This is a genomic window from Xanthomonas sp. F4 (assembly GCF_011761895.1).
This window is the reverse complement of record NZ_JAASQX010000001.1, coordinates 1,334,588-1,346,984: the sequence shown is the minus strand read 5'-3', so window position 1 is coordinate 1,346,984 and position 12,397 is coordinate 1,334,588. Positions and strand designations below refer to the sequence as shown.

At 69.2% G+C, this 12,397-nt stretch carries 12 protein-coding genes; 3 read left to right on the top strand and 9 right to left on the bottom strand.

Going from position 1 to position 12,397, the window contains the following annotated elements:
* Nucleotides 1-600: a hypothetical protein gene (locus FHR66_RS05945; protein WP_160969648.1), complete on the top strand. Its 600-nt coding sequence runs from the start codon at nt 1-3 to the stop codon at nt 598-600.
* 173 nt (nt 601-773) lie between these two features.
* Here the strand turns inward: FHR66_RS05945 and FHR66_RS05940 are convergent, their stop codons facing one another.
* The gene (locus tag FHR66_RS05940; RefSeq protein ID WP_160969646.1) at nt 774-1,895 is read right to left on the bottom strand and encodes a hypothetical protein; all 1,122 of its coding nucleotides are present in this window, start codon (nt 1,893-1,895) and stop codon (nt 774-776) included.
* 84 nt (nt 1,896-1,979) lie between these two features.
* Here FHR66_RS05940 and FHR66_RS05935 point away from each other — a divergent pair, with 84 nt between their 5' ends.
* Both FHR66_RS05935 and FHR66_RS05930 read left to right on the top strand, forming a co-directional pair.
* A complete protein-coding gene (locus tag FHR66_RS05935) occupies nt 1,980-2,240 on the top strand; it encodes a hypothetical protein (protein WP_208417132.1) in 261 nt (86 codons plus the stop codon).
* Between the two features lie 463 nt (nt 2,241-2,703).
* Nucleotides 2,704-4,008: a sugar MFS transporter gene (locus FHR66_RS05930; RefSeq protein ID WP_160969644.1), complete on the top strand. Its 1,305-nt coding sequence runs from the start codon at nt 2,704-2,706 to the stop codon at nt 4,006-4,008.
* 249 nt (nt 4,009-4,257) lie between these two features.
* On the opposite strand, the gene FHR66_RS05925 is transcribed toward FHR66_RS05930, so the two are convergent.
* The 8 genes from FHR66_RS05925 to creB all read right to left on the bottom strand — a co-directional run bounded on the left by FHR66_RS05925 (nt 4,258) and on the right by creB (nt 12,376).
* Nucleotides 4,258-4,779, bottom strand: a complete 522-nt coding sequence (locus FHR66_RS05925; protein ID WP_160969642.1) for a transcriptional repressor — start codon at nt 4,777-4,779, stop codon at nt 4,258-4,260.
* A gap of 16 nt (nt 4,780-4,795) precedes the next feature.
* A complete protein-coding gene (gltX, locus tag FHR66_RS05920) occupies nt 4,796-6,202 on the bottom strand; it encodes a glutamate--tRNA ligase (RefSeq protein WP_160969640.1) in 1,407 nt (468 codons plus the stop codon).
* A gap of 182 nt (nt 6,203-6,384) precedes the next feature.
* Nucleotides 6,385-7,269 (bottom strand): carbon-nitrogen hydrolase family protein, encoded by an 885-nt coding sequence (locus FHR66_RS05915; RefSeq protein ID WP_167087580.1) that lies wholly within the window; start codon nt 7,267-7,269, stop codon nt 6,385-6,387.
* On the bottom strand, nt 7,266-7,871 hold the full coding sequence (locus FHR66_RS05910) for a GNAT family N-acetyltransferase (protein WP_160969636.1): 606 nt from the start codon (nt 7,869-7,871) through the stop codon (nt 7,266-7,268). Before FHR66_RS05910 ends, FHR66_RS05915 begins: the two co-directional genes overlap by 4 nt.
* 291 nt (nt 7,872-8,162) lie before the next feature.
* Nucleotides 8,163-8,594, bottom strand: coding sequence for a hypothetical protein (locus tag FHR66_RS05905; protein ID WP_160969634.1), 432 nt, complete (start codon nt 8,592-8,594; stop codon nt 8,163-8,165).
* 21 nt (nt 8,595-8,615) lie between these two features.
* Nucleotides 8,616-9,935, bottom strand: coding sequence for a cell envelope integrity protein CreD (creD, locus tag FHR66_RS05900; RefSeq protein ID WP_160969632.1), 1,320 nt, complete (start codon nt 9,933-9,935; stop codon nt 8,616-8,618).
* A 274-nt stretch (nt 9,936-10,209) separates the two neighbouring features.
* Complete coding sequence (creC, locus tag FHR66_RS05895; protein ID WP_160970087.1) at nt 10,210-11,652, bottom strand: two-component system sensor histidine kinase CreC; 1,443 nt, start codon at nt 11,650-11,652, stop codon at nt 10,210-10,212.
* Between the two features lies 1 nt (nt 11,653).
* The gene (gene creB / locus FHR66_RS05890; protein ID WP_160970089.1) at nt 11,654-12,376 is read right to left on the bottom strand and encodes a two-component system response regulator CreB; all 723 of its coding nucleotides are present in this window, start codon (nt 12,374-12,376) and stop codon (nt 11,654-11,656) included.
* Between the last annotated feature and the right edge of the window lie 21 nt (nt 12,377-12,397).

Sequence of the window (12,397 nt, the reverse complement as noted above, 5' to 3'; positions counted from 1 at the left end):
ATGAAGACCAATACGCTCTTTCTTTTCGCCGTGCTCGCACTGACCGTGGCCGCGCCGGCCTCAGCCCAGTACGCCGATGCCCAGGCACTGCACCAGGCAGCAAACGGCGCGCGCTTCCAGATCGGCCGCAGCACCTATCGTCTGCTGCCCGATGCCACGGTGCAGACAGCACCGCAGATGGCAGGCGCCGGCACGCAACGCGCCCAGGTCGCTGCCGCCGATGGCGGCGGCACCGTCGCCGCCCGCATCGGACCGTACGCCATCGTGCTCGGCGGCAACGGCCACGCCGGCACCGCAGCGGCTGCCCAGTCCCGCGCTGCGGACGCGACCGCGCTGCGCGCCGCGATCGACGAACGCAGCGGTCAGCCGGTGGTGGTCACCGGCAAGCTCAAGCTGTTCGGCACCACGCCGGACGTGGCCCGGGCACTGGCGCGCCGCAGCGGCGGCAGCCTGGTGTATGCCTCGGACGTCGATGGCAGCGCCATGATCGACTACGGCTCGGCCGACGCCGCGATGGCGGCGTCCAGGCAACTCCAGGGAGCGCCAGGCATGCGCGAGGTCTCCATGGACATCGTGCAGGGCTTCAACCGCGCATTGTGAGGTACATGCGCGCCGCCCAGCCATGCTGGGCGGTCGCATGCAGAAGACGGTCGCGCCCTGCGCCGCCAGGCCTTCGTTGACCGGCCGGGCGGGAAACACCGCCCACCGTGGCCGGAGAGCGCTGCAGCGTGCGCCTCCCCTGCCGCATGACCGCACACCGCAACGACACGTCACTACGGGCAGGCCGTACCCGCATTGCGGTGATAGCAGGCATTGCCGACCGCAACCCATCCCGCTCCGAGCTGGGTCGCATCCTGCGCGCTCATGTTGCAGGTGTACTGGGTCAGCGTGCCCGCCGCACTGCAGAAGGTGCCGCCCGGCCAGGTCCTGACGCTGGGGTCGTACCAGATCGTGGTGCTGATGGTCTTGCCCTGGGTGACATGGCCCATGTACACCGAGGTCAGCGTCCAGTGGCTCGGATCGCGGTCCAGGTCGATGGCATTGCCCTGCTTGTCGCGCACCGGTTTGGTGTGCCCCTTGCCGATGACCTGCAGCAGCCTGGGCAGGAAATCGACGTCGTTGGAGGTCGCCGTGCCGGCGAGATTCCACTGCCCGCCCATGTTGCGGATGTCGTCGTCCAGGCAGAAGTCCAGACTCTGCGTGTCTTCGTACCCGTGCGGGCACCACGGCGTGGACGGATCCTGCGACGGGGTTGCACCGGTATGGCCCAGGTCGATCTGATAGAACAGGGTCTGCCCCTGCGTATTGCCGAGGATGAAACTGAAGGCATAGCCGGTGCCGCTGGGCGCTGTGCCGCCACAGCGGACATCGTCCTCGTAGGTCCTGCTCAACCCGACGCGTACACGGATGGCGCCGAGGCTGGACAGCGGCGCACTGGGCGTGAAGCCCAGCAGGGCGTTACTGCCCCAGAACCTCGGATCGGCAGTCACCAGGAACAAGTCCTTCTCGCCATCGTATGGATTCGGATTACCAGGATCCGAGCCGGCGCACTTGTTGTCGGCCTGCGCCAGTTCGTAAGCGTTGGCGTGACCGGCGTACACCGGGTAGTACTTCACCCGCGCACGCACACTCTCGGCTTGCCAGCCCTGCGCCGAACCGCCGACGACCGGCTGCAAGGTATCCGAACTGTTGGGATTGGCGCCCCATTGCGCCAGGGCATACGCGGTGGGCTGCTGCGGCCCGGACGTCCCGAGGATCTTGCCTTTGTCGTCGTTGAAGATCAGCGACGCGGGCAGCGGTTGCATGAGTTCGGTGGGGGGATCGGCCAGCGCCGGCGCGATCGGCAACAGCGTCGATGAGAACAACCAGCACAGCACGCGCACGTTCTTGTCCATGTGCATCCTCCATTGCGCCTGATCCTGCGCCAGGAACCCGGCACACCGCCGGACCGCGCGGGACTGCGCCCGCGCCGCGCCATTATGGTCCTGCATCCAACAACCGGCGGCGCCACGCGTAGACACGCGGCGCTGGACCGCTTCGACCGCGTGCAACTGGAAGACGTGGCGCGGGTCTGCGCCACCGCCAAGTCGCTGTCGCAGGCCGGGCGCGAACTGTTCGCGGTCTCGCGCACGCAACGCGCCAGCACCAACGACGCCGACCGCCTGCGCAAGTACCTGGCGCGGTTCGGCCTGGACTGGGAACAGGTGCGCGAGGGCGGGCGCGCCGCGCCACGGGACTGAGCGAGACAGCGTACCTGGCCCGGCGATCAGGCCACCACGCTGCGACTGCAGGACCGGAACGGCGCCGCTGACGCGGAACGCGGCCGTCCGACACCGCACTGCCCGCGGCGCAGCAGCGACAACGCCGGCCGCAAGCGCGGGCGGCGGCCAGCCCCGGGTCGGGCACCGCACACAACCGGTGCACAGCGCACGGGGCGCCGGCCTGACGCAGCCCCCGCACTGGACGCCCCCCAATACAACACTTCCAGGGTCCGCACGCGCGCTGCGAACCCAGCCCAGGCCGATTTCCGATCACGCAATCCCTGCAGTGCAGCATTGCAATGCGCGTATGGTCGCCGCGATTTAATTCATTGGTCTGCCGCCGCGATGGCCGCCTATCCTCGCCGCAGCGCCGGCATCCCCGATCACGTGACGGGAACGCCTGCCGCCGACGACACCGCAATCGCGCAGAGGTACCCACAACATGGCAGGACCGATCGGGCCGACGGCCCCGCTCTCATCTTCCTCGCCGCGCGCCGGGCACGCGCCGCCCCATCGCGCCGCACTGTCGCTGCTCGCCTCGCTGTTCTTCATGTGGGGCTTCATCACCGTCATCAACAACACCTTGCTGCCGCATCTGCGCAGCGTGTTCGCGCTGAGCTATACCCAGGCCACGCTGATCGAGTCGGTCTGGTTCATCGCCTACTTCTTCGCCTCGCTGCCGGCGGCGAAGCTGATCGAGCGAATCGGCTACCAACGCGCGCTGGTGACCGGACTGAGCATCATGGCGCTCGGCGCGCTGGGCATGATCGCGGCCGCGCGCCTGGTCTCCTATGGCATCACCCTCGGCTCGCTGTTCGTGATCGCCAGCGGCATCACCCTGCTGCAGGTCGCGGCCAATCCGTACGTCGCGGTGATCGGCAGCCCGGACACCGCCTCGGCGCGGCTCAACCTGGTGCAGGCGTTCAACTCGGTCGGCACCACCCTGGCGCCGCTGTTCGGCGGCTATCTGATTCTGGGCCGCTCCACCTCCGGCACCGCCAAGGGCGATGCGCTGCTGCTGACCCAGGCCGAACGCCTGGCCGACGCGCAGTCGGTGCAACTGCCCTATCTCATCGTCGCCGCCGCACTCGTGGCGCTGGCCGTGGTCATCGCCCGCTTCAAGCTACCGGCGCTCGGCCAGGACACCCGGCGCGCCACACGCCAGCAGCGTGCCAGCCATTCGCTTTGGCGGCACCGCAATCTGATGCTCGGCATCCCCGCCATCTTCATCTATCTGATCGCCGAGATCGGCGTCTCCAACCTGTTCATCAATTTCGTGTCGCAACCGCAGATCGGCAACCTCAGCCACGAACAGGCCTCGCATTACCTGTTTCTGCTGTGGGGCGGGATGATGGTCGGGCGCTTCGCCGGCAGCGCGCTGATGCGCCGCGTCGCACCGGAAACCGTGCTGGCGTTGTTCTCGATCGGCGCATTCGCGGTGATGCTGCTGACCGTGTTCAGCACCGGCCACGTCGCGATGTGGTCGCTGATCGCGGTGGGCCTGTTCCATTCGATCATGTTCCCGACCATCTTCACCCTCGGCATCAAGGGCCTGGGGCCGCTCACCGAGGAGGGTTCCGGCCTGCTGATCATGGCCATCGCCGGCGGCGCGCTGGTGGTGGTGCAGGGCTGGCTCGCCGACCACGTCGGCCTGCAGCATGCCTTCCTGCTCACCGCGGCCTGCGAGCTGTACGTGCTGTTCTATGCGCTGTGGGGCGCGAAGGCGCCGGCGCCGCGCGCGCCATGAGGTGTTGAGGACGTCGTCGCCGGCTCGACGGATGTCCGAAAACGGCCGTTGGTCGGTTTCAGTCGGCCGGCATCGCTGCTCCACGTGCTCGCCGGACCCTCACCCCAACCCCTCTCCCAGTGGGAGAGGGGCTTTTGAATTCCTTCTCCCTTCGGGAGAAGGTGCCCCCGAAGGGGGCGGATGAGGGTACGGGCGAAGCCCGACAACACCTCGATCACAGCACAGAGCGATCAAGCAAGGCGCAAAACCTCAGGTCGCGCGCGCTGCGCGAGGGGCGTCGCCCGCGACCGCGCACTTCGCGCAAAGACCGTGCACTTCCAACGTCTGCGCCTGCGGCTGGAAGCCCAGCGCCTTGGCGCGCTGCTCCAGTTGGCTGACCACGTCACGATCTTCCAACTCCACCGCGCTATGGCAGCGGTCGCAGATTAGGAACGGCACCGAGTGCTGGGCGCTGCTCGGGTGGTGGCAGGCGACGAAGGCGTTGACCGACTCGAGCTTGTGCACGAAGCCATTGGCCATCAGGAAGTCCAGCGCGCGGTACACGGTGGGCGGGGCGTCGGCGCCCACACCTTTGCCTTCGCGCACCCATTCCAGCAGGTCGTAGGCCTTGACCGGGCGCCCGGCCTCGGCGATCAGCCGCAGGACGTTGGCGCGGATCGGGGTCAGGCGCAGACCGCGCTCGCGGCTCACCCGCTCCACCACCTTGACGAAGTCGGCAGCGTCGTGGACGTGATGGTGCGGCTCGGTGCAGGCGGTCTTCTTGCTGGACATGACGGTCTCCCGGGAATCAGCTTCCCGCTGGGATCTTGATGAGCGCGGCGTCGATGCGTTTCAAGGCCTCGTCGCGACCGGCCAGGTAGACGGTCTGCGAGATATCCGGGCTGACCTGGGTGCCGGTGATGGCCACGCGCAGCGGCTGCGCCACCTTGCCCATGCCGATCTCCAGGGCGGCGGCGGTGTCGTGCAGGGCGGCGGCGACGCCGTCCAGGCTCCACTGCGGCAGCGCGGCCAGCAGTTCCCGGGCCTTGCCCAGCGCCAGTTCGGCGCCCGGCTTGAAATGCTTGGCCACCGCCGCCTCGTCGTAGCGGGTCAGCGGGCGATACCAGACCTCGGCCTTCTCGGCCATTTCCTTCAGGGTCTGCACGCGCTCGCGCAGCGCCACCACCACCTCGGCCGCGGCCGGGCCGGCGGCCGGGTCGATGCCGAGCTTGCGCAACTGGAATTCCAGCTGCGGCGCGATCGTCGCCGGGTCGTCGCTCTTGAGATAGTGTTGGTTGACCCAGCCGAGCTTGGCCATGTCCAGGCGCGCGGCCTTGGAGTTGACGTCCTTGACGTCGAACAGGTCGATCAGCTCCTGGCGCCCGAACAGCTCCTGGTCGCCGTGCGACCAACCCAGCCGCGCCAGGTAGTTGATCAGCGCATGCGGCAGGTAGCCGGCGTCCTTGTACTGCATCACGTCGGCCGCGCCGGTGCGCTTGGACAGCTTGGCGCCCTGCTCGTCGAGGATCATCGGCATATGCGCGAACTTCGGCACCGGCGCGCCCAGCGCCTGGTAGATGTTGATCTGCCGCGGGGTGTTGTTGATGTGGTCGTCGCCGCGGATCACCTCGGTGATGCCCATGTCCCAGTCGTCCACCACCACCGCGAAGTTGTAGGTGGGGTAGCCGTCGGGACGGAAGATCACCATGTCGTCCAGCTCGCTGTTGGCGATCTCGATGCGGCCCTTGATCAGGTCGTCGAACGCCACCACGCCCTCGGTCGGGTTCTTGAAGCGGATCACCCGGTTGGGATCGTCGCGGTACGGCAGGTTCAGTTCGCGCGCGGCGCCGTTGTAGCGCGGCTTTTCCTGCCGCGCCATCGCCGCCTCGCGCATGGCGTCCAGTTCCTCGCGGGTCTCGTAGGCGTAGTAGGCCTGGCCCTGCGCCAACAACTGCTCGGCAACTTCGCGGTAACGCTCCAGGCGCCGGGTCTGGTAGATCGGGCCTTCGTCGTAGTCCAGGCCCAGCCACTCCATCGCCTCCAGGATCGCGTCGATCGCCGCCTGGGTGCTGCGCTCGCGGTCGGTGTCCTCGATCCGCAGCACGAATTCGCCACCGCGATGGCGCGCCTCCAGCCAGCAGTACAGCGCAGTGCGCGCGCCGCCGATGTGCAGGTAACCGGTGGGACTGGGGGCGAAACGGGTGCGGCAGGCCATGGAACGCTCGAAACGACGGGAATCGGGCGATTTTACCTTGCTGGGGCGGCGCCTGCCTGGCGCCGCAGGATTGGGGATTGGGGATTGGGGATTGGGGATTCGGGATTGGTGCAAGCAGCATTACTGCCCAGGGACAGGGCCTGGCGTGCCTGAGTGGACTGCCGACGACAAAAGATCTTTCCCTACGCGAAGCGGCTCAATTCCGCTCGCACCACCGCCGGAGACAGCTGGCCGCGCCAGTCGCGGTCGTTGGCCACCTGGGCGTGGGCGCGGCTGGCTTCGAAGGCGGCGAAATCCAGCTCGGCGATCGCCCAGACCTGCTCGCCGCGGGTCTGCGCGACGATGCCGTCGGCGGGGAAGCCGGCGTCCATCGGCGCATACAGCGTCGCCTCGCCGGTGTTCACGTCCAGCGCCGGGCTCCACTCGGCGACGCCGGCGGTCACCGACTGGGCAACGAAGATGCGGTTCTCCAGCGCCCGCGCCAGGCAGCCCACGCGCACGCGGGTGGCGCCGGCTTCGGTGTCGGTGCAACTGGGCACCACCAGCAGGCGGGCGCCGGCCTCGTACTGGGCGCGGACCGGCAGCGGGAACTCGCTGTCGTAGCAGACCGCCACGCCGGCGCGCACGCCGTCGGCCTCGAACACCTTCAGCGCCGCGCCGCCATCGATCAGGCCGGTGGCCTTTTCGAAGCCGGTCAGCTGCAGCTTGTCCTGCCAGCCATGGCCGCCATCGGGGGTGAACCAGTACGCGCGATTGCGATAGCGCCCCTGACCGACATCGAGCAGGAAGCTGCCGGCGACCACGTGCAGGCGATGGCGCCGCGCCAGGTCGGCGAACAACGCCAGGTACGGCGCATGCAGCGCCTGGATCGCGGCGAGCGAGGCCGGCAGCCGCGCGGACACGGCCGGGCCGAAGGTCGCGGCCAGTTCCAGCGACAGGTACTCGGGCAGCACCGCCAGTTGCGCGCCGGCCTGTGCGGCCTCGCCGAGCAACGCCGCCTGCTTGTCGGCGAAGGCAGCGAAATCGGCGGGCGCGCCGATCGGATACTTGGCGACGGCGACTTTCATGCGGCAGGCTCCAGCGCGCGGCTCCAGAAACCCAGGGTATGCGGCGTTTGCCCGCGGTCGACCTCGTTCCACGGCAGGTGCATGCGCAGCGCCGGCTGCGGCTGGTAGCCGCGCTTGCGCCAGAACGCGTCGTTGCCGTGGTAGTCCGGCGGCCGCCGCGGGTCGTCGGGCGCGCGCTCCACCGAACAGAACGCGGTCAGGCGGAAGCGACCGAGCGCGCGCGCATGCGCCTCGCGCTGGTCGAAGAAGGCATGCCCGATCCCGCGGCCGCGGTACTGCGGCAACAACACCGACTCGCCGAAATAGAACACCTCGGCCGGGGCGATGCCGCTGCCGGCGAAGGCCGCGGCGAACGCCTCGGTGTCGTCGACCAGCGGCAGCCCGGTGGACGCGCCGACTACCTGCTCGCCGTCGCGCGCCAGTACGAACACGCTGTCCGGCGAAGCGGCATAGGCGGCCAGGTAGTCGCGTTCGTAGTCCAGGTCGCCGTCGTAGAGGTACGGCCAATCGCGGAACACCGCGATGCGCAGCTGCGCGACCGCGTCCAGGAACGGCACGATCCCGGCGCCGCGCAGGCGCTGAATGGAGAGCGAAGAGTGCATCCGTGCACTCTACCGCAAGCGTTTCCCTGGCGCTGCCTGCCTGGCGATGCCCTTGCACATGCGTCCTTGCCGCTTCCCTGCATGGGCGTCCTGCCCGTCCCGTGATGCAAGCGCTTGCTTGCGCTGCCTGCCTGGGCGATGCCCTTGCGTGCGTCCTTGCCGCTTCCCTGCGTGGGCGTCCTGCCCTGTCCTGTGAACGGTGGCGACGTCCTGCCACCACCTGTGCTCCTGTCGTCGATGACCGATGGCCATCCGGCCCCACCGTCGCGGCCATCGACGCGGTGGCCTACCTCAGCGCCACCACCGGCACAGCAGTGCGGCCTGCGCCGGCAGCAGCAGCAAGCGCGCGCGGCCCTGCGCTTCCCAGGTGACGAAGGCCGACGGGGACGCATGGGGGACCTCTTCCGCGTTCGCGACACAGGCCGGATCGCGGCGTACCGCACGCCAGGGGCAGTAGCACCACGGCGCAGCGTCGCCCGGCAAGGCCGCACGCGCCTGCAATGCGCTGGCCAGGAACGTCGCCGCGTCGCCGGCCAGGGCGGCGCGGCTGCGTTCGCTCAGGCGCAACCACAGGGCGCCGCCACGGTCGGCAGCGGTGACCAGTGCTGCCTGCGCGCTGCGCGCCAGGCTCGCCGGCAGGTTGCCGTGATGCAGGCCATGGGTCTCCAGCGCTGCAGGCAACAGCGCCTGCAGGCGACGATGCAGATGACGGTGCGCGACCATGTCGGTTCTCCTTCCGACGGCTCAGCGCAGCGACGCGCCGAGTTCGTACCAGTCGATCCGGCGGGTGATCCACATGATCGCGCCGAGGATGCCGAACAGCAGCAGCGAGCCCATCAGCAAGGCGTTGTCCTCCGAGGCCAGCAGGCCGTACAGCGCGCCATACAACACGGTAAGCATGGTGGCGAAGCCGGCCGCGCGCAGGCGGCTGCGCAACACCCCGGACAGGTAGAAGAACTGCAGCCCGATACAGGCCACTGCCGACACCAGATACGCCTGCCAGAACGGAATGTGCTCGGACAGGCTGAGCAGCAGCAGGAAGAAGATCGCCAGCGCCAGGCCGACCAGCAGGTACTGCAGCGGGTGGATCGGCAGGCGCTTGATCAGCTCGAACAGGCCGAAGGCCACGAAGGTCAGCACCACGAACAGCAGGCCATATTTGCTGGCGCGCTCGGCCTGGGTGTACACGTCCACCGGGTCGACCAGGTCCACGCGCAACGCATCGAGGTCCTGTCCGCCGGAGGCCAGCTGCGCCTGCGCGCCGGTGGCCAGCGACGACAGCGCCCAGTTCGCCTGGAAGCCCTGCGCGCCGATGCGGCGTTCGTTGGGCAGGAAGCGGCCGCCGAACAACGGATGCGGCCACGGCGAGTTCAGCGCGATCTGGTTGTCGTCGCCGACCGGCACGATGGACAGCGCCTGGGTGCCGTCGAGCACGAACTCCATCTGCACGTCGTGCAGATTGGTGAGCCGCCCCTGCTGCGGATCGGTCAGCGCGGGAAGCACCGCGTGCACGCCCTTGGAGATATTGGCCAGCCCCTCCGAGCCCGGCTGCAGCGACAATGCGCGGCCGTCGGCGCGCAGGTTCGGCGTGCCGACCAGGCCGCGCACGTCCTGCAGGCCGATCGCCAGATACGGCGTGCCATAGCGGCGACGGTCGGCGGCGGCGTAATCGAGATCGTCGAACTCGGCCTTGAGCCGCGCGTGCCAGCTGTAGACCTGCACCTTGAACAGGCCGATGTGGCGCTGCGAGGGCTTCAGCTCGCCTTCGACCTGCAGCCGCCGTGGCGCCTGCAGCACGTAGCCGGTCTCGGTCTGGCGCTGGCTCACGCGTTTGCCGTCGGCATCGAGGACCATCACGTCGCGCTCCTGGGTCCATGGGATCACCCGCAGCGGGCCGAGCAGGCGCTGTTCGCCGGCCTTGCTCTGCGACACCCGCTCCACCGCTTCGTCGCGGTAGTGCTGGCGATCTTGCACGGTGCCGCGAATCATCAGCAGCGGGATCAGCAACAACAGGATCAATCCACCGATGGTGGCGAATCGCAGGAGCAGTTTCACGGATTTCATGGCGGCCTCTCGATTGGGAGGGCGCCAGGATGCTGCCGCTGCGTGGGCAGGGTTTGAGGCGAATTTGAAGTGGGTGTGAAGTGGGAGGAGCCAGGATTGGGGATTGGGGATTGGGGATTGGGGATTGGGGATTGGGGATTGGGAATCGGGAATCGGCAACCGGCATGCTGTCGACGCGGCTTGCCCTACTGTAGGAGCGGCTTCAGCCGCGAAGGGCTCTACCGGGAACGCCCCCGTCGCGGCTGAAGCCGCTCCTACACGAGCGCTCTCCGGCTCAGGCTAGCGGCAGCGCCAGGCAGGCCACCGCGCCGCCGCCGTCGCGGTTGCGCAGGCTGGCGTCACCGCCGTGCAGGCGCGCCACCTCACGCACAAACGGCAGGCCCAGACCGGAGCTGCGCTGGCCGGTGGCCGGGCGCGCCAGCGAATAGAAGCGCTCGAACACACGCTCCAGCGCATAGTCCGGAACACCCGGGCCGCGATCCTCCACCGTCAGCAGCACGCGCGCATCGGCGCCGCGCTCGGCACGCAACACGATGGCCGCGCCCTCCGGCGAGAAGGCGATGGCGTTGTCGAGCAGGTTGTGCAGCGCCTGGCGCAGCAGGTAGGGATCGCCCGACACCACCAGGGCCGGGTCCAGCGCCTGCACCTCCAACCGCAGCCCGCGCGCCTGCAGCTGCGGCGCCAATGCTTCGGCCAGTTCGGCGCACAGCGGCGCCAGCGCCACCGGCTCGCGCCGCTGCAGCCAGCCGTGCTGCTCCACCTCGGCCAACGCCAGCAGCTTGTCGATGGTCTCGGTGAGGCGCTGCTGCTGATCGGCGATGTTGCGCACGAAACGCTGCCGTTCCGGTTCCGGCAGCGGCTCCTGCAGCAGTTCCGCAGCGCCGCGGATCGCCGCCAGCGGGCTTTTCATCTCGTGGGTCAGCGACTGCACGTACTGCTCGACGTACTGCTTGCCCTCCAGCTTGCGACGCATGGTCTCCAGCGCCCGGCCGAGATCGCCGATTTCGTCGCGGCGCGGCGGCGGCGGCGGTACCGGGGCACCGGCGCTGACCGCCTGCGCGTAGCGGTTGAGCCGGCCGATCCCGCGCAGCAGGCCCCAGGTCATCAGGATCCCGATCAGCGCGGAGATGCCGATCAGCCAGGCGCCGCGCAACAGGATGCTGCGCTGGCTGGCGACGATGAACGGCTCGATGCTGCGATTGGGCTGGGACAGGGTCAGCACGCCGATCAGCCGCCGCGGATCGGCCGGATCGTAGACCGGCGCGGCCACGTGCATCACCGTGTGGTTGGGGTCGCCGTCGGCCTCGGGACTGGAGCGGGCGCCGTACTCGCCGCGTAGGGTGCGGTACACGTCGTTCCAGCGCGAGTTGTCGCGGCCGATGTCCTGCCCGCGCGAATCGAACACCACGATGCCCGCCGCATCGGTGAGGGTGACGCGGTAGTCGACGCTGTGCTTGGGGAAGCGCCAGACCATTGCCCGCGGATCGCGCCGTTGCGCAGCGGCCAGATCGCGGGCGAAACGGCCGCTGGCGATCCGCCCATCCTTCAGATCCTGCGCGGCCATCTGCGCCAGCACGTTGGCCGCGTCCACCAGGGTCGATTCCATGGCCTGGCGCACGCCTGGCTTGACCTCGTTGACGAACACCCGCATCACGAAGAACGCGGCCACGCCGACGATCAGGAAGAAGCCCAGGAACAGCTTCAGCCCCAGCCGCACCTCAGGCCTCCAGCGCGTAGCCGAGGCCGCGGTGGGTGCGGATCGGGTCGTGGCTGGCGCCGGCTGCGCGCAGCTTGGCGCGCAGGGTCTTGATGTGGGTGTCGACGGTGCGGTCGGCGCTGTCGGCGGTGCTGTCCCAGCCGCGGTCCATCAGTTGCGCGCGGCTGAGAATGGCGCCGGGCCGCTGCAGCAGCGCCGCCAGCAGCGCGTATTCGTAGCGGGTCAGGTCCAGCACCGCGGCGCGCCAGCGGATGCGGCGGCCGTCGCGGTCGATGGCGAAATCGCCGTGCTGCTGCCAGCCAGCGTCGGCATCGCCGACCACCACCGCCGGACGCCGCAGCCGCGCCCGCACCCGCGCGACCAGCTCGCGCGGCGAGAACGGCTTGGCCATGTAGTCGTCGGCCCCCAGTTCCAGGCCGAGCACGCGGTCGATCTCCTCGTTGCGCGCGGTCAGGAACAGCACCGGCACCTGGCTGAAGCCGCGCAGCGTGCGGCACACCTCGAACCCGCTCAGGTCCGGCAGGCCGACGTCCAGCACCACCACGTCGATCCCGCCCTCGCGGAGCTGCACCAGCGCCTCGCGCCCGAGTTGGCAGTGGCGTACCTGGTAGCCCTCGCTGCGCAGCGCGTACAGCACGGTGTCGGCGATGGCGGATTCGTCCTCGACCACGAGGACACAGGCGGCGGGCGTGGCAGCGGCAGGCGTGGACATGCCGTGCAGCATAGCCGCAGCCGGGCGCGCCGC

Excerpts from the sequence above, each read along its gene's own strand:
- creD (WP_160969632.1), bottom strand. The coding sequence starts at position 9,935 with ATGAAATCCGTGAAACTGCTCCTGCGATTCGCCACCATCGGTGGATTG.
- FHR66_RS05930 (WP_160969644.1), top strand. The coding sequence starts at position 2,704 with ATGGCAGGACCGATCGGGCCGACGGCCCCGCTCTCATCTTCCTCGCCG.
- creB (WP_160970089.1), bottom strand. The coding sequence starts at position 12,376 with ATGCTGCACGGCATGTCCACGCCTGCCGCTGCCACGCCCGCCGCCTGT.
- FHR66_RS05915 (WP_167087580.1), bottom strand. The coding sequence starts at position 7,269 with ATGAAAGTCGCCGTCGCCAAGTATCCGATCGGCGCGCCCGCCGATTTC.
- FHR66_RS05935 (WP_208417132.1), top strand. The coding sequence starts at position 1,980 with ATGGTCCTGCATCCAACAACCGGCGGCGCCACGCGTAGACACGCGGCG.
- FHR66_RS05925 (WP_160969642.1), bottom strand. The coding sequence starts at position 4,779 with ATGTCCAGCAAGAAGACCGCCTGCACCGAGCCGCACCATCACGTCCAC.
- FHR66_RS05905 (WP_160969634.1), bottom strand. The coding sequence starts at position 8,594 with ATGGTCGCGCACCGTCATCTGCATCGTCGCCTGCAGGCGCTGTTGCCT.
- FHR66_RS05940 (WP_160969646.1), bottom strand. The coding sequence starts at position 1,895 with ATGGACAAGAACGTGCGCGTGCTGTGCTGGTTGTTCTCATCGACGCTG.
- FHR66_RS05945 (WP_160969648.1), top strand. The coding sequence starts at position 1 with ATGAAGACCAATACGCTCTTTCTTTTCGCCGTGCTCGCACTGACCGTG.
- gltX (WP_160969640.1), bottom strand. The coding sequence starts at position 6,202 with ATGGCCTGCCGCACCCGTTTCGCCCCCAGTCCCACCGGTTACCTGCAC.
- FHR66_RS05910 (WP_160969636.1), bottom strand. The coding sequence starts at position 7,871 with ATGCACTCTTCGCTCTCCATTCAGCGCCTGCGCGGCGCCGGGATCGTG.